Annotated in this window: 16 protein-coding genes; 10 read left to right on the plus strand and 6 right to left on the minus strand. The window is 62.1% G+C overall.

What is annotated here, in order from left to right:
- Positions 1-1,034: 1,034 nt before the first annotated feature.
- From QZ656_RS23305 to QZ656_RS23320, 4 genes are all read left to right on the plus strand, one after another.
- A complete protein-coding gene (locus QZ656_RS23305; RefSeq protein WP_291995626.1) occupies positions 1,035-1,502 on the plus strand; it encodes a hypothetical protein in 468 nt (155 codons plus the stop codon).
- A 222-nt stretch (positions 1,503-1,724) separates the two neighbouring features.
- Positions 1,725-2,237 (plus strand): hypothetical protein, encoded by a 513-nt coding sequence (locus QZ656_RS23310; protein WP_291995627.1) that lies wholly within the window; start codon positions 1,725-1,727, stop codon positions 2,235-2,237.
- Between the two features lie 38 nt (positions 2,238-2,275).
- Positions 2,276-3,808, plus strand: a complete 1,533-nt coding sequence (locus QZ656_RS23315) for a hypothetical protein (protein ID WP_291995628.1) — start codon at positions 2,276-2,278, stop codon at positions 3,806-3,808.
- A 121-nt stretch (positions 3,809-3,929) separates the two neighbouring features.
- Entirely contained in the window at positions 3,930-6,374 is a 2,445-nt protein-coding gene (locus tag QZ656_RS23320) for an SIR2 family protein (protein WP_291995629.1), read from the plus strand.
- A gap of 390 nt (positions 6,375-6,764) precedes the next feature.
- Here the strand turns inward: QZ656_RS23320 and QZ656_RS23325 are convergent, their stop codons facing one another.
- The 3 genes from QZ656_RS23325 to QZ656_RS23335 form a co-directional block, all read right to left on the minus strand.
- Complete coding sequence (locus QZ656_RS23325) at positions 6,765-7,391, minus strand: hypothetical protein (protein WP_291995630.1); 627 nt, start codon at positions 7,389-7,391, stop codon at positions 6,765-6,767.
- A gap of 17 nt (positions 7,392-7,408) precedes the next feature.
- The gene (bla, locus tag QZ656_RS23330; RefSeq protein WP_291995670.1) at positions 7,409-8,272 is read right to left on the minus strand and encodes a class A beta-lactamase; all 864 of its coding nucleotides are present in this window, start codon (positions 8,270-8,272) and stop codon (positions 7,409-7,411) included.
- Positions 8,273-8,345: 73 nt separating this feature from the next.
- A complete protein-coding gene (locus tag QZ656_RS23335; RefSeq protein ID WP_291995631.1) occupies positions 8,346-8,576 on the minus strand; it encodes a hypothetical protein in 231 nt (76 codons plus the stop codon).
- A gap of 251 nt (positions 8,577-8,827) precedes the next feature.
- On the opposite strand from QZ656_RS23335, the gene katG reads away from it, so the two are divergent.
- Both katG and QZ656_RS23345 read left to right on the plus strand, forming a co-directional pair.
- Positions 8,828-10,993, plus strand: coding sequence for a catalase/peroxidase HPI (gene katG / locus QZ656_RS23340; RefSeq protein ID WP_291995632.1), 2,166 nt, complete (start codon positions 8,828-8,830; stop codon positions 10,991-10,993).
- 193 nt (positions 10,994-11,186) lie between these two features.
- Positions 11,187-13,502 (plus strand): YgiQ family radical SAM protein, encoded by a 2,316-nt coding sequence (locus QZ656_RS23345; protein ID WP_291995633.1) that lies wholly within the window; start codon positions 11,187-11,189, stop codon positions 13,500-13,502.
- 60 nt (positions 13,503-13,562) lie between these two features.
- On the opposite strand, the gene QZ656_RS23350 is transcribed toward QZ656_RS23345, so the two are convergent.
- Entirely contained in the window at positions 13,563-13,901 is a 339-nt protein-coding gene (locus QZ656_RS23350) for a cupin (RefSeq protein WP_291995634.1), read from the minus strand.
- 431 nt (positions 13,902-14,332) lie between these two features.
- Here QZ656_RS23350 and QZ656_RS23355 point away from each other — a divergent pair, with 431 nt between their 5' ends.
- The gene (locus QZ656_RS23355; protein ID WP_291995635.1) at positions 14,333-16,690 is read left to right on the plus strand and encodes a fatty acid cis/trans isomerase; all 2,358 of its coding nucleotides are present in this window, start codon (positions 14,333-14,335) and stop codon (positions 16,688-16,690) included.
- Positions 16,691-16,822: 132 nt separating this feature from the next.
- Here the strand turns inward: QZ656_RS23355 and QZ656_RS23360 are convergent, their stop codons facing one another.
- Positions 16,823-17,413 carry a DUF3617 family protein gene (locus QZ656_RS23360; protein ID WP_291995636.1) on the minus strand — a complete coding sequence of 197 codons (591 nt, stop codon included), beginning with the start codon at positions 17,411-17,413 and terminating at the stop codon, positions 16,823-16,825.
- Positions 17,414-17,606: 193 nt separating this feature from the next.
- On the opposite strand from QZ656_RS23360, the gene mtnA reads away from it, so the two are divergent.
- From mtnA to QZ656_RS23375, 3 genes are read left to right on the plus strand one after another with little or no spacing between them, the layout of a single operon-like run.
- Positions 17,607-18,695: an S-methyl-5-thioribose-1-phosphate isomerase gene (gene mtnA, locus QZ656_RS23365; protein WP_291995637.1), complete on the plus strand. Its 1,089-nt coding sequence runs from the start codon at positions 17,607-17,609 to the stop codon at positions 18,693-18,695.
- Positions 18,688-19,359, plus strand: coding sequence for a class II aldolase/adducin family protein (locus QZ656_RS23370; RefSeq protein ID WP_291995638.1), 672 nt, complete (start codon positions 18,688-18,690; stop codon positions 19,357-19,359). Before mtnA ends, QZ656_RS23370 begins: the two co-directional genes overlap by 8 nt.
- Before the next feature lie 11 nt (positions 19,360-19,370).
- On the plus strand, positions 19,371-20,981 hold the full coding sequence (locus QZ656_RS23375) for an NAD(P)/FAD-dependent oxidoreductase (RefSeq protein ID WP_291995639.1): 1,611 nt from the start codon (positions 19,371-19,373) through the stop codon (positions 20,979-20,981).
- Positions 20,982-21,022: 41 nt separating this feature from the next.
- Here the strand turns inward: QZ656_RS23375 and dksA are convergent, their stop codons facing one another.
- Positions 21,023-21,454: an RNA polymerase-binding protein DksA gene (gene dksA, locus QZ656_RS23380; RefSeq protein ID WP_291995640.1), complete on the minus strand. Its 432-nt coding sequence runs from the start codon at positions 21,452-21,454 to the stop codon at positions 21,023-21,025.
- Between the last annotated feature and the right edge of the window lie 61 nt (positions 21,455-21,515).

Here is a 21,515-nt window from a genome sequence, read left to right on the forward strand (position 1 = left end):
TATCCAGACTCAGCGCCTTAGCCGATTTCTGGCGCTGTCAAACTGTAGGTACGCACTCATTCAACAAGCCCTAAACGAAACGCAGATCAAGGTCATTAGGCTGTTCACCGCATGATTCGGCGATCGCGTGAATTGCGCAGCAAGCTTAGAGCTTACCGTCTTGTCATTGATACTCGCGCTGACCCGCCGCCAGGGGCGTAGGAGTTGCTCTCCATGGGCTGGCGTCGAAAAAGCGATCACATTGATTGAGTGTTGTTGGCGAGCTGCCGATAAGCGCGTCGCCTATTGTCCCTTGTCCCCTGCAGACATTCTAGGATCACCAGGGGGAAAGTGCCAGTCTGTTTTTGCTGTTTTTCGACGCGTCATCTGATGCCCATTGTCGGCCGTCTGAGTGCCCTAAGCGCGTTAGCTCGAATGCCGCGTTGCGACCTTCAAGCTATGTCGACTCCGCTGCTGACAGGCGCCGCCTTCCGCATTGAAGTTTGCTGGACTGGTGGCGAGCAAAGCCCCTTGGCTTGCTCTCGCCCAGGAACGGCGCGATGCACCGACAAGCTAGCGAAGCCGGCTTTCGCCTGGACGCTCTCGTCGGCACAATCCCCGGTTCGTTCTCGACAAAGTGCGGCGGCTTATCGAGGAAAACGAAGCGCGCATCGCGCGCGGCGACGGCGGGCCTCTCTGTTGGTCGACGAGTGATTACAATCTGCTGGCATTGCCGCAAGCGCTGCCGGCCGTCGAGGCGATCGGCGCCGTCACATGCCTGCTGGCTATCGAGGGCGATATGAGAATTTGGCTTGCCAGACCGTCGGCCTTGCTGCAGCAGCGATTATCGGAACAGCAGCGAGTCGGCAGCCAAGAAAAAGCGCGTGCGCAAGGCCATTCGCCAGGTCGGCCGACTCTGCCGTGAGTTCGCCCACGTTGCCACAGCCGGGGCCGCTTTTTGTAGTGGCGCTCGGAGTTAATTGACATTCACAACGGTGCGGGTAGATACTCGCGACGCGTTTTCCCTGGTCCCCAACTGCGAAGGAGAAGCTCTCATGACTCAGAATATGATCTCGATATCGTTTAGCGCCGATGATCTCGCCACCATTCACGCGGCGGTCGGGACGCTGGAAGAGAAATTGGCCGGGCTTATTGAACTCTCGGTCGATGAGCGGCGCGGCCTCAACAAGATGGGCGACAAGACCGAAGCGGCGTGCCGCCAGACGCTGATCGTTCTCGCCCAGAATCGGCAGATTCTGCCGCCGAGTTTTGATTTCGCCGAAGCCGAACGCGATCTCGCCGCGTTCGATCAACTGCGACCGCTTGCCGTGCGCATCAAGCAGCTGGCTGAGCGGGTCGCCGACACCGAGATGGCATTGGGCAGCGATATCCTGAGCTCGGCGCTCGAGGGCTATGCCATAGCCAAGGCAGCCGGCAAGGGCGCGGCGCTCGACGTGATGCGCGAATCAATGAGCGCGCGCTATGGCCACCGCCGCAAGGCCAGCAAGCCAGCCGCCATCTGAACGGCGTGTGGCTCTGTAAACGCGCGCGCCGGCCGCAGCAAGCCGGCGCGCGAGCGTCGAAGCCCTTACGGTGACCGTCCGACACGCCGCCTTGACTCGCGAAGCGATGACTTTAAGTCAAGATCACTGACAGCTGATTGCCGGAGGAATGAAACTCGGTCTTTGAGACTAGCCGCTGACTATCGGAGTCACGAACCTGACTCTTTGCAAGGCACGGTTGAGGTGCAGAGCTATGAGCTTGAGGTTCAGAGCTTCGAAGTCAAGGCTCAGAGCTTCGAAGTCAAGGCTCTGAGCTTCGAAGTCAAGGCTCTGAGCTTCGAATTCAAAGCTCAGAGCTTCGAAGTCAAGGCTCTGAGCTTCGAAGTCAAGGCTCAGAGCTTCGAAGTCAAGGCTCTGAGCTTCGAAGTCAAAGCTCTGAGCTTCGAAGTCAAAGCTCTGAGCTTCGAAGTCAAGGCTCTGAGCTTCGAAGTCAAGGCTCTGAGCTTCGAAGTCAAGGCTCTGAGCTTCGAAGTCAAGGCTCTGAGCTTCGAAGTCAAAGCTCTGAGCTTCGAAGTCAAGGCTCAGAGCTTCGAACTTGAGTCGGCGAGCCTCGTGCAGCCGTCTAGCCGTCATTACGTGTCGAGAGATCGCGAATCTTGCAAGTCGTCACCGTCCCCTTCACTGGTGCCGCGCCTTTCGGCTTGCACGCCGGAATCATTCACCGGGCAGCGAGCCGGCTGGCTGATTTCGCTATAATCGATTGCCAGGAATCACCAAACTACTATCGGACTGGTATGGGCACTTCGACTTCTCTCGTCGCAGATCACTACTGCGTCAGCCATATTTCCGCGGCAACGATTCCCGGCTCGCGCCTGAGCACTATCCTCGCGCGCATGCATCAGGGGCACCCACTAACGAAATTCGCGCTGGACTTCCTGCGGGAGCAGGGTCTTCCCGGCCTTTTGCGACTGGCCTGCGGCGAGATCACCCACGAGGCTTACCTCGCTGAGCTCGACGCCGACTGTTTGAAAGAAAACCAGGCCGCGAAGGCGGCGCATCAAGCCAGGGAAGCCGAGGCGCAGGCACGTGAAGCCCACTACCTTCCCCGCAGGACCGACTACCTGGCTCGCAGGAGCAAGTATCTGGCCGCCAAGGTGGCCTCAGAAGCGGAGTGGGAAGCTTCGCGCCCGCTCCGGCGCCAGCGCGAGCGGGAGGCCAGTGAAGCCGTTCTTAAGGCGCAAAGGGCTCGCCAGGCCGAATGGAAAGCACAGCGTGAATGCAATTCCAGACTGGCCGCCGCCGCTTACCAGGCGCGTGCGATGACTGCCGATTACGCCGCGCCGACTGCCGACGAGATCGCTCGTCACTTCCAGCTGAGCCACATTTCCGGTGTGCTTTGTCCACCCATGAGCGACATTCTGGACGCTCTCTTCGAGGGCCGACCGCTAAGCGATGATCAACTCAGCGAGCTCAAGAACAAGGCACCCGACGAGCTTTACCGGCTCGCGTTTGGTCAACTGAGCTTCGACGCATACATCGGGCCAGCAAAAACCGCCGCGGCCGAGTTGGCCGCGCGCAAGCACAAAGAGGAGGCCGCCGAGGCCGCCCGCATCGCTCGCGAAAGCGACCCCGAGTACATCGCGATGATGCAGGAGCAAAGCTTGTACAGAAAATATGGGGTAGCGCTGACCGATAAGTCATTGATGCCACGAATGACCAAGCTGCTCCAACAGATCGATGGCGGTAAGCGCCTGCCCCAAGACGAGCTTGTCTGGCTCGGCACCGAAGCCAAAGATCTCTTCACGAAGCCAATTCGGGACGCTTACCATCTTCTCGAAGCAGAATTCCATGCCGACCAGTATCGCCGTAGCGGCGATCCCTGGCAGGTCGTCAACGCCAGCGGGCACTACCGGAAGTGCAAGCGCCCAGAGACCGCGCTCGAACTGCTTGAGAGCCTTGCACTTGATCGCCTAAAGCAGCCAAAGCTTCGCTCCGCCGTGCTCACCACTCACGGTGGGGTGATGCGCGACCTCAATCGACGGCCCGAAGCGATTCAGATGGGTGAGACGGCGCACTCCCTGATGCCTCGCGATTATCGCCCGTGCACTTTGCTTGGCGCCGTGCACATGGAGCAAGGCGACTTTGAACGTGGTCACGCATGGTATGAAAAAGCGCGAGAGCGCGGCGCAACCGAAAAGAGCATCGATTCAGAACTGCGAAGCATCTATCACCGGCTGGATGCGGATGGCCGCGAGGCCATGAAGCGCTTTTTGCTGGCCGAAGATCCGCATCGATATGGTTGGTTAAACACGACGCGAAAAGAATAGGGCTCAGACCATAATAACAGCGCCGACAACCCTGGTTTTCTCCTGGTTGCGTGGCGTTCCCGCTTGCGCACACCGGATTGCGAGAAACGGTACAATCGAACATCATCTATGAAAGTCCGCTATGCCTATCGAGTTATCCCGTCTCGCTTCCGAGATCGACCCAGCTCAAACCGTCCTGTTCTTCGGTGCAGGTGCGAGCATTCCGTCTGGCGCGCCGTCCGTCGAAAAACTTATCAGCGTGCTTGAGGCCTTACTAGGCGAGCAATGTGATGGCTACACGCTTCGTGAATTTACTGGAATTCTAGAAGACAAATACTCGCGGAGGCAACTCATTGAAGCCTTGCGCAAACCATTTGGGTCCCTCCGGCCCACAGGGAGCCTACTTAACCTTCCTTTATACAAGTGGAAGGCGATTTACACGACGAACTACGAAACGCTGATTGAGCAATGCTACAAAAAGTCCGAGGCCCCGTTGGAGGTTTATGAGTCGAATTTTGACTTTACTGTCCACGGACATCCTGATGCCGTCAAGCTTTTCAAGTTGCACGGCTCAATCAATAAGGACGTTTGCGACGGGAATGCTGCTCGCATTGTTCTTACAGATAACGACTATGATCATACTCAAACGTTTCGAGAAACTCTTTATGACCGTTTACGTGCCGACGTAAGCAGCGCTAACCTAGTAGTCATCGGGCATTCTCTAGCGGATGAGCATATTCGCGAAATCGCCAATCGTGCAGCAGAAATTGCCGGCAAGGCAGGTGGTATCAGCCGAATTACACTCCTCATGTATACGCACGATGCCAATCGCGCAACGCTCTGGGAAAAGCGGGGTATTCGTGTTTGCTTCGGCGGCCTCGACGAGTTCTTCGCAGCCATCGCAAGCAAGCTGCCGGCAACGTTTCCTGTGTATAGCGCAACAGGGCATCTGTTCGATCATCGCCCGGGATTGTGGCCAGTAACCATCGATGTGGCCCACGCCGTCTGTTGTGAGAGCAATTCGGCAAGGATGTTTAATGGCTGGCCAGCGACTTACGCCGACATTCACGCGGGGCTAACGTTCAGCCGGAACGTCGTTCCAGAAATCGTAAAATTTCTTGATGGTGGACAGCTATGCGTCGTTATCCTCGGCGCAGGTGGTATGGGGAAGACTACTGCTGCTCGCCAGGCACTACTGAGCTTGAGAGAGCGGGGTCATTTCGGCTGGGAGCACAAGAACGATTTCCAGCTGCAGGTAAATGACTGGATCTCAGTTGCCCAAGCGATGCGCTCCCAGGATGCCAAGGGCGTGTTATTCATCGACGATGCGCATTCTCACCTCCATGAGATCAGTCAGTTACTCGACGCTCTTTACGCCGAGCGGCTCGGCACGCTGAGGCTCGTTCTTGCCACTAGCCGTAACCATTGGAACCCACGTGTCAAGTCAGTTGTTGTTCATAGAGCCGGTCGCGAATTCGGCATGGGACGCCTGCGACCGGCGGAGATCGATGGGTTGCTCAACCTCGTTGAGTCTAACCCGTGTGTGCGGGCGCTAGTCGGCGACGATTTCAGTGGCTTCTCGCGCTTCGAGAAACGCAGGCGACTAACAGTGCGCTGCGAGTCCGAGACTTTCGTATGCATGAAAAATATATTTTCAACCGAAAAATTTGATGACATCATATTGCGCGAGTATGCTGCACTCCGTCCCGAGCTTCAAGAGATATATCGCTTCGTGGCCGCCATGGAGAGTTCTGGCATCCGTGTACACCGCCAACTCGTGATCCGCCTGCTTGGCATACCTGTGATGAGTATTGCCGCGATACTCGATAACCTTACCGATATTGTCAGTGAGTATCCTATCGACCCGCGAGAGGGAATTTATGGTTGGCGCGGCCGCCACAACGTCATCGTCGGGATCCTGACGCGCTACAAGTTCCACGACACTGGTCAGATCATCGAGCTTTTTGATAAGGTTATCGACTCGATATCGCCAACCTACGACATAGAAGTGCGAACTATTCGGGAAATGTGTAACCTCGAGACCGGTCTATCGCGAATTCAGGACAAGGGAATGCAGAATCGGCTGCTACGCAAGATGATCTCAATTGCACCCGGCGAGCGCGTTCCTCGTCATCGCCTGATCCGCAATATGATCGAAATGGGTGAGTTTGAGAAATCGGACGCGGAAATCCGCATCTACGAAAAGGACTTCCGCCGCGACCACACGATTGCGCGCTACAGGATAAAGCTCCTAATGTGCCGAGCGATCTACACACCTGGTATCCTGCTTGAGGATCGTGTCGCCATACTCAACCAAGCCAAGGATGCCGCCCTTCAGAGTATATCGCGAATCCAGAACCAGAACCACAGGCACCTACTTGCCGCCTATTGTGAGATAGGGATCGAGATGCACCGACTTACTAGTAAATACAGCATCTACGACGACGCCATGAAGCTTCTGAAGGCGTCAGAGGCCGAGATTGGCGACCCAGAGATTAGTAGGACAATACGGCACTATGAACGGAGAATGGCTGGGCAGCCGGATGAAACAGAGCATGATTCCACACCCGAGCTCACTTACCCTTGAGCAGGGCCTTTACCTCCATGTTTCGTGGGTGGCTATTTAAAATGTTGAATGAATGCTATCGCTAGAAGTACTCACCCTACGTGCAATGGGTGGCGCCACATCAGATAGGTGGCTTGCATAACGTGAAATGCGGATGGTTCATATGGGACGGATCTTACAGTAAGGCGATTGCCAAATCGGCCCTTCGCCGCGAATTTTAGCTCGATATTCGGTTATGGACTCATGCCGGCCGCTGACGTCAATGGGCATCAACGGCAGCTAAGAACAATAAGTATGAGCATAATAGGCAGACCACGTTTCAGAATATTTGTACCGAAACCGTTGTCTGTCCATCTTTCCCCCGGAAAAGTCTTCGGAGGAAATTTCGGCAAAGCAAGAAAGCCGCCGCAATCAGCACCCCAGCGCAAACCGCTGATCCATTAGCTTCCTTCGTTCCTCGGTTAGATAGTCGCCCAGCTGGGCTGAATGAGGCTGTCGTAACTCCGAGTCCTTGGTGGCGATCGTGGCGTCAATCCATTCGCATTGATTCGCCTTGGTTTGACTCGCCATTCTCGCGTGTGCTTGGCTCTGGTTTTTGCTGGCGATTTCTGCGTGTAGTCGAGCGCGTTCTTGAGATTTTTCCGCTTCGACGTTCTCGACCTGCTGGTCGAAAGTCATTCTATCCGGCACGGTCCAATTCCGGACACTGACCCCCTTGCTCTGAGAACAGTAGTTGTTGGAGAGGAAATTGCTCCCGTCGTAGGCGCGGCATTCGTAGAGGGTAGCAGCGTAAGTGGAGAAGCTGTAGAGCATTAATGGTGCGGTAAGTAGGCGATGTAATGAGATCATTGTCATTCTCGGATTGGACAGTGTTCGGATAATTGCCGCTCTTGAAAAACACGCTTTGTAGCGCTGAGTTATTTTCCGCTGTGGTGGGCGAAGAAAGACGACGCTGGTGCGCATTTCTGGCGTGATGGAGTGAACATACAGGTGGCAGACTACGTTGCGAATATTAGTACCGAAAGCGCGTTTTGTCACCGCTTCTTGTCACCATATCACGGGCGCACCGCATCTCTCAACGCGGCACCAATTCTCGCGATGGCCTGATTGCTCGCTTGCATGGACGCGCTGGTTTGCGTGACGTAGATGCCAACAACCAGCGCTTGCTTTGATGGCGGCCAGATCACGGCGACTATCGAGCGAGAGCCGTAGCCACCAGCGCCTGTTTTGTCGGCAATTTTCCAGTCGGCTGGCAGTGCGGCGCGCAACAAGGCGTCGGCGACTTGGTCGTCGAGCATCCATTGTTTCAGTTCAGCTCTGGAGCGAGCCGACAAGGCGTCGCCAAGAAGAATTTTTCGTAAGCTTTCGACGATAGCGTCGGGCGTGGTGGTGTCGTGTTCGTCGCCCGGCCTTGCTTCGTTCAAGTCGGGCTCGTGGTGATCAATCCGGGTTTTTTTATCGCCGATCGATCGCATGTAGGCGGTGAATCCGCTCGTCCCACCAATGGCATCCAGGACGACGTTGGCTGCGGTGTTGTCGCTATAACTTACCGCAGCATGGCAAAGCTCGCGCAATGTCATGGTTTTGGGGGCCAGCGATTTCTCGGTGATTGGCGAATACGTGACCAGCATCTGCTTGCGAATCGATACGGTTTGATCGAGTGCGATAGACTCTCGATCCACCTTCGCCAGAAATGCGGCGCAACTGAATGCCTTGTGGGTGCTATTCAGCGGAAAGCGCTCGTTGCCCCGGTATTGCCAGGTCTCGCCGGTATTGGCGTCGAACACGGCCATGCCTACTCTGGCTTGCAAGAGTTTCTCTTCAGCCTGCACCGCTTCGGTCAGCTTTGCGGTGTCGAGTGCGGACGCTGCAGTAGCAAAAGAAGACGCACAAACACATGCAAGCGCGATGAGCACGATACGATGAGTCTTGGTATTCAAGTCTACGTTCTCCATCCAGGAAGATATTCTAAAGGTGTGCCACGACCGGTATCTAGGCGTCCGGTTGCGGATCAGTGATCTGCCATTCACGCTCGGCCATTTTTGCTGGGCGCTGCGTGTGTTCACGGCTGGAAGCGGTCATCTGGATCGCATGATACGGCGATTGCACCTCGGCGACGCCATCATCATCTCGGGCAGTTTTGACGTTCCGCTCTGCCGCGCATTCCTGCCGCGCCACGATCTCCGGGGTGAAATCCGCATCTTTGAGAACTTCGCTCGACAAGCAAAAAACTCCAGTATCGTCCTCTTTGCGCGATCGCTATGACTGAACAAATAGCCATCGACTATCCAGCCCATTGCCAAAAGTCATTGGGTGTTGAAGCACGTCCAGTGCTAGTCTGAATTGCGCTTCGATGTATCCCGCCAGATTTGAGTGCTCCGGCAGCCGTGACGCCCTCGTGATACCAGGGCGTTCTGCAAATACATCGACTGTATTCAACAAGGGCAGCTGTACCGCCCATTGAGGAGATTGCCATGGATGAGAATAATCTGAAATCAAGCGGAAAATGCCCGGTGATGCATGGCGGGGCAACGACGACGAGTATGTCGAACACGGAATGGTGGCCAAAGGCCTTGAACCTCGACATCCTGCACCAGCACGACAGCAAGACCAACCCACTGGGAAACGATTTCAACTATCGGGAAGCGGTCAAAAAGCTCGACGTCGAGGCGCTGAAAGGCGAGCTCAAAGCGTTCATGACCGATAGCCAGGATTGGTGGCCTGCCGACTGGGGTCACTACGGCGGTCTGATGATCCGCATGGCGTGGCACTCGGCCGGCACTTACCGCACCGCCGACGGTCGCGGCGGTGGTGGAACGGGGAACCAGCGCTTCGCGCCGGTCAACTCGTGGCCGGACAATGTAAACCTGGACAAGGCGCGTCGCCTGCTTTGGCCGATCAAGAAGAAGTACGGTAGCCAGATCAGTTGGGCCGACCTGATCCTCCTGGCCGGCACCATGGCCTACGAGTCGATGGGTTTGAAGACCTTCGGCTTCGGCTTCGGCCGCGAGGATATCTGGCATCCCGAAAAGGACGTCTACTGGGGATCCGAGAAGGAATGGCTGGCCGCCGGTCGCTATGACGGCGAGGGCCGCGAGACGCTGGAAAACCCCTTGGCGGCGGTGCAGATGGGGCTGATCTACGTCAACCCCGAAGGCGTGAACGGCCAGCCTGACCCGCTCAGGACGGCCAAGGACGTCAGGGTGACTTTCGCGCGCATGGCGATGAACGACGAAGAGACGGTGGCGCTGACGGCGGGCGGCCACACCGTCGGCAAGTGCCACGGCAATGGCAGTGCCTCGGACCTTGGCGCGAGCCCCGAGGGCGCGGATGTCGAAGAGCAGGGCCTGGGCTGGATCAACCAAAGCGAGCGCGGCATCGGTCGCCACACCGTCTCGAGCGGCCTTGAAGGCGCCTGGACGACGCACCCGACGCGGTGGGACAACGGTTACTTCCATCTGCTTCTTGGCTATGAGTGGGAACTGAAGAAGAGTCCCGCCGGCGCCTGGCAGTGGGAGCCGATCGACATCCGGGAAGCCGACCGGCCCGTTGATGTCGAGGATGCCTCGATCCGCCACAACCCGATCATGACCGATGCCGACATGGCGATGAAGATGGACCCGGCTTATCGACAGATCGCCGAGCGTTTCTACAAGGATCCCGACTATTTCTCGGCGGTGTTTGCGCGCGCCTGGTTCAAGCTGACGCACCGCGACATGGGGCCAAAGGCACGCTACATCGGCCCGGATGTTCCGAACGAAGACCTGATCTGGCAGGACGCCGTACCGATCGGCCGCAAGGACTATGAGATCGCGACCGTCAAGGCGATGATCGCCGCCAGCGGTCTGACGATCAGCGACATGGTGGCGACGGCCTGGGACAGCGCGCGCACTTTCCGTGGCTCCGACAAGCGGGGTGGCGCCAATGGCGCGCGCATCCGTCTGGCACCGCAGAAAGACTGGCCAGGAAACGAGCCGGCGCGTCTGGCCAGAGTGTTGTTCGTTCTGGAAGGAATCGCGGCCAAAGCGGGCGCCAGCGTCGCCGATATTTTGGTTCTGGCGGGGAATGTGGGCATTGAGCTGGCGGCCAGGGCCGCCGGCTTCGCGATCACCGTTCCCTTTGCGCCGGGCCGCGGCGATGCCAGCGATGCGATGACCGACGCGGCGTCCTTTGACGTGCTCGAACCCGTCGCCGACGCTTTCCGCAACTGGCTGAAGAAAGACTACGTGGTCAGTGCTGAAGAGTTGATGCTCGATCGCAGCCAACTGATGGGCCTGACCGCGCCCGAGATGACGGTGCTGCTGGGCGGCATGCGCGTTCTCGGCACGAACTTCGGTGGCAGCAAGCATGGCGTGCTCACCGACCGCGAAGGCGTTTTGAGCAACGACTTCTTCGTCAACCTGACCGACATGTCCAAGGTCTGGAAGCCGCTAGGCAACAAGCTGTACGAAATCCGCGAGCGTCAGACAGGCCAGGTCAAGTGGACGGCGACGCGCGTCGATCTGGTGTTTGGCTCCAACGCTATCCTTCGCGCCTACGCCGAAGTCTATGCGCAGGATGATAACCAGGAGAAGTTTGTCCATGACTTCGTCGCGGCATGGACCAAGGTGATGAACGCCGATCGCTTCGATCTGGAATAGATCCTGATCGGGACCGTGGCTGCCGGCGTCGCTGAGCAGGTGGTGCGGCGATGCCTGGCGCCGGGTAGCGGCGGCTCAGGCGCGAAAATCGACAGCCCCGGACGCCGCGCCGCGTCTCGGCGACTACCAAGGACGGCGGCGGTGGGCGCAGGCACCGACGAGCTCCGGCCTCTTCCTGTAGAATCCTCGACCCATGACTACTGCCCGCATCGAGGCGCCGAGCGGCGCTGCCCGTCCTCTTTTTTCTTACCGCAAATTCTGGGCCAGCCGTTTCGGCACGGCGCCTTTCCTGCCGATGTCTCGCGCCGAGATGGACGAGCTCGGCTGGGATTCGTGCGACATCATCCTGGTTACCGGCGACGCCTACATCGACCACCCGAGCTTCGGGATGGCGCTGATCGGCCGGCTGCTCGAGGCGCAGGGTTTTCGCGTCGGCATCATCAGCCAGCCCGACTGGCTGTCGGCGAACGCTTTCCGCGAGCTCGGCAAGCCGAATCTGTTCTTCGGCGTCACCGCCGGCAATATGGATTCGATGGTCAATCGCTATACCGCCGATCGCAAGCCACGTTCCGACGACGCCTACACGCCGAACGCCGAGCCGCACCGGCGCCCCGATCACGCGGTGGTCGTTTATGCGCAACGCTGCCGCGAGGCTTTTGCCGGCGCCAACGTCGTGATCGGCTCGATCGAGGCCAGTCTGCGGCGCATCGCGCACTATGACTACTGGTCGGACAAGGTGCGGCGCTCGGTGCTGCCCGATTCGAAGGCCGACCTGCTGATCTTCGGCAGCGCCGAGCGGGCGATCGTCGAACTCGCGCACCGGCTGGCGGCCGGCGAAGCGATCGCCACCATCCGCGATCTGCGCGGCACGGCGTTCATGGTGCCGCGCGGCCAGTTGCCGGGCAGCGACTGGGCCGAGATCGATTCCAGCGAGGTCGATACGCCGGGGACGCTGGTTCGCCATCCCGACCCCTATGCGATGACCGGGGTGAGTGATGCCGACGGCGACGAGCCGGCGTGCGCGTCGAGTGGTGGCACTGGTGGCACTGGTGGCAATAGCGGCAATGGCGGCAAGGCCGCGAACGCCGCCGGGCAGCCGCGGGCGCAGGTGATCAAGGTGCAATTCCAGCTGCACCAGCGGATGCCGAAGCTCGACCGGGCGCGGACCGCGGTGCGCCTGCCGTCGTACGAGCAGGTGGTCGCCGACCCGGTGCTCTACGCGCACGCGTCGCGCACCTTCCATATCGAGTCGAACCCGGGCAACGCGCGCGCGCTGATCCAGGCGCACGGCGAACGCGACGTCTGGCTCAACCCGCCGCCGCTGCCGTTGAGCACGCCGGAAATGGACGGCGTCTTCGCGTCGCCTTTCCAGCGCCGGCCGCATCCCTCGTACGGCGACGCCAGGATTCCGGCCTTCGAGATGATCCGTTTCTCGATCAACATCATGCGTGGCTGCTTCGGCGGCTGTACTTTTTGCTCGATCACCGAGCACGAGGGACGGATCATTCAGAGCCGTTCCGAGGAGTCGATCGTGCACGAGATCGAGGAGATTCGCGACAAGACGCCGGGCTTTACCGGCGTCATCTCCGATCTCGGCGGTCCGACGGCCAATATGTATCGGCTGGCGTGCAAGGACCCGAAGATCGAGTCGTCATGCCGGCGCCTGTCCTGCGTCTTTCCCGGCATCTGCGAGAACCTGGGCACCGACCACACGCCGCTGATCAATCTCTACCGCAAGGCGCGCGCGGTGCCGGGCGTCAAGAAGGTGCTGATCAGTTCGGGTCTGCGCTACGACCTCGCGGTGCGCGATCCGGCCTACGTCAAGGAACTGGTCAGCCATCACGTCGGCGGCTATCTCAAGATCGCCCCCGAGCACACCGAGGAAGGGCCGCTGGCGCACATGATGAAGCCCGGCATGAGTTCCTACGAGCAGTTCAAGGCGATGTTCGAGAAGTTCTCGAAAGAGGCGGGCAAGGAGCAGTACCTGATCCCGTACTTCATCGCCGCGCATCCGGGAACGACCGACCGCGACATGCTCAACCTGGCGCTGTGGCTCAAGCGCAACAAGTTCCGGCTCGATCAGGTGCAGACTTTCCTGCCGACGCCGATGGCCATCGCCACGGCGATGTACCACAGCCAGCGCAGTCCGCTGCAGAAGGTCAGCCGCGACGGCGCGCTGGTCGACACCGTTCGCGCCAGCCGGCAGCGGCGCCTGCACAAGGCTTTCCTGCGCTATCACGACGCCAACAACTGGCCGCTGCTGCGCGAAGCGCTGAAGCAGATGGGGCGCGCCGACCTGATCGGCAACGGCCTGCAGCAGTTGATCCCGAGTTTCCAGCCGCCGGGGACGGGTACGCTGCGGGTTGGCGGTGCGCGCGACGCGAGAGCGGCAGCGAAAGTCGCGCCGGGAGGTGCACCGAAAGTCGCAGCGAAAGCCGCAGCCGCGCGTCCGCCGTTGCGTGGCCCGGCGCGTGCTGCGCCGGCAGCGACGCGGGGTCGCCCGCGCTGACTCCGGCGGCGTTGCGCCAGTCGTCGGTTTCGCCTCGTCGTCTGGCCGGCGGGTGCTGCCTCAGCCCGGGTCCGCTGCCAGGCCGTAGTGCACGGCCAGCCAGATGGTGATCTCTTGCGCCGGCGTCCAGTCGACGCGGTGCCGCCGCAGCGCGGCGATGTCGAGGTAATCGCCGGGCTTGAGGTGCCGCGCCTGCGCCTCGTCGGCGAAGCGCAGGCGCGCTTCGCCCTGCAGCAGCAAGACCCATTCGCCCAACTCCTGTTCGTACCAGAAATCCGGCGGGCTGCACTGGCCGGTCGACACGATACGTTCGATGCGCAGGCCGGGCCGCGCCAGCAGTTGGCAGAATTGTTCGCTGGCGGCGTTGGGCAGCGGTAGATCGGACGAGATGTTGGGCATCGGCGGCAGTGTTTCGAGTATGGAGTGGGGGGCTGGGGGGCTGGGGGGCTGGGGGGCTGGGGGGCTGGGCGCCTGCGGCAGGGCGGTCGGCCAGCGGCGTCAGCTGACGAAGATGGTAGCGCAAGTCGAGCGCCGGCGTGTCGGGCGCGACGACGCGACAGCGACGCCGAGAATCGGTATCCTGCGACTTTTGCTGGCGTGGACCGCCCGCGCCCGTCATTGCGAGGAGGCGCAGCCGACGTGGCAATCCAGAGATTGTTCTCTTGACGCCGGCGATGCGTCGGCCGTGTAGATATCAGACGGTGGCGCTGGATTGCCGCGTCGGCTTTGCCTCCTCGCAATGACGGTGACGGTGACGGTGACGGTGACGGTGTGGGTGCGTGCCGTGTGTCGGCTGTGGCGTTCGGCGCATTTGCGGAGGAGATTTGGTCATGCGCAGCAACTGGAAGTCACTACTCCTGTTTATCGTCGTGCTCAGCGGCTGTGCGGCGCTGACCCGGCACACGCTGAACGAGGAGTACGGTGCGGCCGACCCGGCGCGCTTCGATACGCCGCTCGCGCCACCGGCAGGATTCTCGTACCGCGACGACGTGCAGCCGATCGTCGAGCGGCGCTGCGTCGTCTGCCATGCGTGTTACGACGCGCCGTGCCAGCTCAAATTCACCGCCTGGGAGGGCGTTGCCCGCGGTACCAGCAAGGAGCAGGTCTACGACAGCGGGCGCTTGCTCGAAGCGCCGTTGACGCGTTTGTTCACCGACGCGCAGAGCGCTTCGCAGTGGCGCGCCAAGGGCTTCGCGGCGGTCCTCAACGAGCGCCAGCAGACGCCGACGGCCAATCTCGCGGCGAGCGTTCTCTATCGCGCGCTCAAGCTCAAGCAGGACCATCCCTTGCCGGCTGGCCCGATCCTGCCGAAGACCTTTGACTTTTCGCTGGACCGCGCCGAGCAGTGTCCGCGCCTCGACGAGTACGACGCCCTGGAGCGCAAAAATCCCTTGTGGGGGATGCCCTTCGGCCTGCCGGGCCTGAACGACGCCGAAATGGCCACAATGCGCCGCTGGCTCGAACTCGGTGCGCCGTTTGAGGGGCGGCCACCGCTGCCGGCGCCGCTGCTCGCGCAGGTCAGCGACTGGGAAGTTTTCCTGAATGGCGACTCGCTGAAGCAACAGCTGGTCAGCCGCTACATCTACGAACATCTCTTCCTGGGCCACCTGTATTTCGACAGCGACGCCGAACATCATTACTTCCGGATGGTCCGCTCGCGGACGCCGCCGGGGCAGCCGATCGACTTGATCGCCAGCCGTCGGCCTTACGACGACCCGGGCGTCGAGCGCGTTTATTACCGCCTGCAGCGCGAGGAAGAAAGCATCGTCGACAAGACGCACATGCCGTACGCGCTCGGGCCGAAGCGCATGGCGCGCTGGCGGCAGCTCTTCATCGAGCCCGACTACACGGTCGACGAACTACCGTCGTACGCGCTGGAAGCGGCTTCCAATCCCTTCGTGACCTTCCGGGCGCTACCGACGACGGCGCGCTATCGCTTCATGCGCGACGAGGCCGAGTTCACGATCATGGGCTTCATCAAGGGGCCCGTCTGTCGCGGCCAGGTGGCGCTGAGCGTCATCGAGGATCGCTTCTGGGTCTTCTTTCTCGACAATGCCAACGATGCCGACCTGCAGCAGCAGGGCGGCGAGTTTCTCGACCGCGAGTCGAGCCTGCTCGCCTTGCCGGCGGCGCAGGGCAGCGACGCCGATATCATCGGCCCGTGGCGCCAGTACGCGAAGCGGCAGGCCGAGTATCTGCGCGCCAAGTCGAAGTTCGTCACGCGCTACGCCGAAAGCGCCGGCGGGCTCAAGCTCGACATGATCTGGGACGGTGACGGCAACAACGCCAACGCCGGTCTGACGATCTTCCGCCATTTCGACAATGCGTCGGTGGTCAAGGGCTTGGTCGGCGGGCCGCCAAAAACCGCCTGGGTGATCGGCTACGGCCTGCTCGAACGCATTCATTATCTGCTGGTCGCCGGTTACGACGTCTATGGCAACGTCGGCCACCAGCTGCTGTCGCGGCTGTACATGGATTTCCTGCGCATGGAAGGCGAGTTCAACTTCATCGCCTTCCTGCCGCTCGACGATCGCCGGAAGGTGCGCAACTACTGGTATCGCGGCGCCAGCCAGGAGGTCAAGAACCATGTCTATGGGACGCTCGCCAGCTTCGACGTCGCGTCCGGCATCCGCTTTCGCAGCAAGGACCCGCAAGGCGAGTTCTACGGCCTGCTCGAGCGCCGCCTGGCGCGCGTTGTCGATCATCGTTACGATCTCGCGCAGGTCAGCGATCCGGCGCTGCGCAAGGATCTGGCGGCGCTGGGCGCCTTGCGTGGGGCGCCGCTGTCGTGGTTTCCCGAGATGGTCTTCGTGCGCCTCGAAGACCCGCCGCGGCCACCGCGCTACTTCACGCTGTTGCGCAACACCGGCCACCTCAGCGTCTCCAGCCTGCTGCGTGCAGGACGCGAGCTGATTCCGGCAGAGAACACGATGACCGTCGTGCCGGGCTTCATCGGCGCCTACCCGAGTGCCATCTACCGCGTGCAACGCTCGGAACTGCCGGCCCTCGCCAAGGCCATTGGCGGCTTGTCGGCGGAGGCCGATTACCGCGCGCTCGCCGACCGCTTTGTCATTCGCCGCAGCAATCCAGCATTCTGGCAGGCCAGCGACGAGTTGCAGGACGCGCACCTGCAGCTGGCGCCGATCAGCGCCGGTTTGCTCGACTACAACCGCCTGGAGAACCGCTGAGCGAGATCGGCGCGGGAACACCGGGGCGTTTTGGTGGCGCGACGCCCGGCGCGAAGGTCGCGCCGCCGAAGGTCAAGTAACTGTCCGCGACGCGGCCTCGATCGTCGCGCCGCTGTCCTGCGCGAGCGCGGCCTACTGCTTCTGCTTCATCATCTCCTGCAGCCGCGGGTCGTTGAGCATTTCCTTAACGCGCGGGTCTTTCATCATCTCGTTGACGTTCATGCCGCCCATTCCCGGCAGGACGACGTCGCCGGCTTTCTGGCCGGGCTTGCAGGGACCGGTCCAGCGTGCGTCGAGTGTCATTCTGGATTCGCTGATGCCTTCCATCGGCGGACTGAAGCGGGTCAACACCGTTCCCTTGTAGGCCGTGTCAAAGCTGCCGACGAAGCTCGCGTCGGTCGTCGCCGTGCTGCCGTCGACCTGGCACACCGCGTGCACGCTCGCCTTGTTGCCGTTGATTTTCACGTCGAGGACGCTGCACTTGTGGTTTTCCTTTTCGGCCTGCTGCATCAGCAGGTCGTCGCTGTTGCGGTCTATGCATTGCTGAATCGCGCCGATCGACGGCATCCCTTCCATTTTCGTCTTGAGTTCCCACAAGCCGGGTTTGCGTTTCGGTAGCTCGGTGGCGCTCAGAGGCGCGGCGAAGCTGCTCGCCAGTAGTGCGACGAGAAGCAGCAGCGAAGGCTTGCCAAGGGTGGCGGGCCGGGCGGTCGTTTCTTTCATGTGGGCTTCCAGGTTGATGAGGAGGGAGTGCGAGCTACAGGCAGGCGCGCGATATTAAACCCGAATGCCACGCGATCGGAAACGCGTGGCGGCGGCTGCTGCAGCTGCCGGCCGCCGTCGCAGTCGTGCACGGCGCTCGGTTTGCCTCGTCGCCAGTCCGGCGGCGGCGCTGGCCGCTGGTAGAATGGCGGCCATGCGAGTCAATGGCACCCCCACCCGAACGATCCGGCCGCTGGCCGACGGCCAGTCCGTCGAGATCATCGACCAGACGGCGCTGCCGCACGACTATCGTTGCTTGCGGCTGGCCAGTCTCGCCGACGCGGCGCACGCGATCCGCAGCATGCAGGTGCGTGGCGCGCCGCTGATCGGCGTCACCGCCGCCTACGGCGTCGCTCTGGCGATGGCGCACGGCAGCGCCGACGACGCCAGCCTGGACGCCGCCGTCGCAAGGCTGGCGGCGACACGGCCGACGGCGGTCAATCTGCGTTGGGCGCTGACGCGCGTCGCAACGTGTCTGCGGCCGCTGGCCGCCGCGGCGCGCGCCGCAGCGGCGTGGCGCGAGGCCGCGACGATCGCCGAAGAGGACGTCGAACAGTGTCGTCGGATCGGCGAGCACGGGCTGCCGCTGTTGCGTGCCTGCGCCGGCGAGCGCGGCCGGCTCGAGGTGATGACGCACTGCAACGCCGGCTGGCTGGCGGCCGTCGATTTTGGTACCGCGCTGGCGCCGGTCTACGCCGCTTTCGACGAGGGGCTGGCGGTGCATGTCTGGGTTTCCGAGACCAGGCCGCGCAACCAGGGCTTGCTAACGGCCTGGGAGCTTGCGCAGCATGGCGTGCCGCATACGCTGATCGCCGACAACGCGGCCGGCGCGCTGCTGGCGGCCGGTCGCATCGACGCGGTGATCGTCGGCGCCGACCGCATCGCCGGCAATGGCGACGTCGCCAACAAGATCGGCACCTACCTCAAGGCGCTGGCGGCCGCTGCCAGCGGCGTCCCTTTTTTCGTCGCCGCGCCGCGTTCGACGATCGACTTTGCCTGCCCCGACGGCGCGGCGATTCCGATCGAGGAACGCGCCGCCGACGAGTTGCGGCTGGTGCATGGTCGCGACGCGCACGGCCTGGCGACGCATTTGCGGCAGTTACCGGCCGACGCGGCGGTCGCCAACCCGGCTTTCGACGTGACGCCGGCGGCGTTGATCAGCGCGCTGATCAGCGAGCGCGGATCGTCGCCGGCGAGCCGCGCCGGGCTGCTCGCGCTGTACCCCGAAGAAGCGCATGCTTGAGCTTCGCCAGCAGCTGATCGACAGCGCGATGGGCATGGCTGGCGCCGGCCTCAACCGCGGTAGCGCCGGCAACGTCAGCGTGCGCGCGCAGCTCGGCGGCAGCGATGGCTTCCTGATCACGCCGACCGGCATGGCCTGCGAATCACTGCACGTCGACGACGTCGTTTTCATGCGTCTCGACGGGACCTCCGAAGGGCGGCGCCAGCCCTCGTCGGAATGGCGCTTCCACCGCGATCTCTACCGCCATCGCGCCGACGCCGGCGCGATCGTGCACGCGCACTCGCCGTTCGCCACCAGTCTGGCGTGCCTGCGCCGCGACGTGCCGCCGTTCCACTACATGATCGCGCGCTTTGGCGGCGACAGCCTGCGCTGTGCGGCATACGCGACCTTCGGCACGCAGGCGTTGTCCGACGCGGTTGTCGCGGCAATGGTCGACCGGCGGGCTTGCCTGCTGGCCAACCACGGCATGCTGGTGTGCGGCGACGATCTCCGGCAAGCGCTGGATCTTGCCGTCGAACTCGAAGCGCTCTGCGAACAGTACTGGCGCGCTTGCCAGCTCGGCGAGCCAGTTTTGCTCGACGCCACCGAGATGCGCCGCGTGCTCGACAAGTTCGCTGGCTACGGGCAGCAGGTGGGCGTGCCGGCGCCGCATTTTCAGGAGTAGGGCAAGCGATCATGTTGCGTCTCAGCGAAATTCGTCTGCCGATCGATCATCGGCCCGAAGAGTTGCCGGCGGCGGTTGCCGCGCGGCTGGGAGTCGCGCTGAGCGAGGTCGGCGAGATCAGCGTCTTTCGGCGCAGTTGCGACGCGCGCCGGGCGAGCGTGCTGATCTTCAGCTATAGCGTCGACGTCGCGGTTGCCGACGAAGCGCTGCTGCTCGGCAAGTTTGCCGGCGACCAGCGCGTGCAGCAGGCGCCCGATCAGCACTACCACTTCGTCGGGCACGCACCGGCGCGGCTGGCTTCGCGGCCGATCGTCGTCGGCTTCGGCCCGGCCGGTATTTTCGCCGCGCTGATCCTGGCGCAGAGCGGTTTTCGGCCGATCGTCCTCGAGCGCGGCAAGGCCGTTCGCGAGCGCACGCAGGATACCTGGGGGCTGTGGCGCAAGAAGGTACTCGACCCCGAGTCGAACGTGCAGTTCGGCGAAGGCGGTGCCGGGACCTTTTCCGACGGCAAGCTGTACAGCCAGATCAAGGATCCGCAGCAGCACGGCCGCAAGGTGCTCGAGGAATTCGTCAAGGCCGGTGCGCCCGAGGAAATTCTCTACGTCGGCAAACCGCACATCGGCACTTTCCGGCTGGTCGGCATGGTCGAGCAGATGCGGCGCGAGATCGAGCGCCTCGGCGGCGAGGTCCGTTTCCAGCAGCGGCTTAGCGGCCTGCAGATCGAGGACGGCCAGCTGCGCGGCGTGACGCTGGCTTCCGGCGAGGAGCTGGGCGCCGAGCACGTCATCCTGGCGCTCGGCCACAGCGCCCGCGATACCTTCGCGATGCTCGCGCAGGCGGGCGTGTTCATGGAAGCCAAGCCGTTTTCGATCGGTTTTCGCATCGAACATCCGCAAGCGCTGATCGACCAGGCGCGCTTCGGCAAGCACGCCGGCAATCCGCTGCTCGGCGCCGCCGACTACAAGCTGGTGCATCACTGCCGCAACCGGCGTTCGGTGTACAGTTTTTGTATGTGCCCAGGTGGCACGGTCGTCGCGGCGACGTCGGAAGAGGGGCGGGTGGTGACCAACGGCATGAGCCAGTATTCGCGCAATGAACGCAACGCCAACGCCGGCATCGTCGTCGGCATCACGCCGAGCGACTATCCGGGCGGGCCGCTGGCCGGCATCGAACTGCAGCGGCAGTTGGAAAGTCACGCCTTTGAGCTCGGCGGCGGCACTTACGAGGCGCCGGCGCAGCTGCTCGGCGACTTCCTCGCCAATCGACCGTCTACGGTTCTCGGCGCGGTGCTTCCCTCGTATCAGCCGGGCGTCCGTCTGACCAACCTGGCCAGCGCCTTGCCGGACTACGCGATCGCCGCGATTCGCGAAGCATTGCCCGCTTTCGACCGCCAGCTCAGGGGTTTCGCGATGGCCGACGCGGTGCTCACCGGCGTCGAGACGCGCACCTCGTCACCGCTGCGGATGACGCGCACGGCCGATTTTCAGAGTGTCAATGTCAGGGGTTTGTATCCGGCCGGCGAGGGCGCTGGCTACGCTGGCGGAATTCTCTCGGCCGGCGTCGACGGGATTCGTGTGGCCGAGGCCGTGACGCGGCAAATCCTCAAGGCGGCGCCGGCCTGACACCGCGTCGGGCCGACGCGGGCCGGCGAATCTACCGCGGTTCAGCCGCCGAAGCGGCGTTTGGCCTGCTCGCGACGCTCCTGCGCTTCCAGGCACAGCGCTGCCGTCGGCCGCGCCAGCAAGCGCGCGATGCCGATCGGCTCGCCGGATTCTTCGCACCAGCCGTACTCGCCGTCGTCGATGCGGCGCAGCGCTTCACGGATCTTCTGCAGCAGCTTGCGTTCGCGGTCGCGAACCCGCAGCTCCAGGGTGTGCTCTTCTTCGGCGCTGGCGCGGTCGTTCCAGTCGGAACTGACTTCGCTCTCCTGCAGGTGGCCGGCGGTCTCCTTGACGGCCGAAAGCAGCGCTTTTTCCTCGTCGAGCAAGCGCCGACGAAAGAACGCCAGTTGTCCGGGAGACATGTACTCGTCCTGCGAGGCGGCGCGTACCGTCTCCTCGGTCTCGGTGCCAACTTGCTCGGCAAGCTTGTCCATCTTTCTCACTCCATCACTTGGTGACCGGCTACCGGGAAGATCCACAGGTGGTTGCACGTTT

Source organism: Candidatus Accumulibacter sp. ACC003, from assembly GCF_907163085.1.
Taxonomy (GTDB): Bacteria; Pseudomonadota; Gammaproteobacteria; order Burkholderiales; family Rhodocyclaceae; genus Accumulibacter.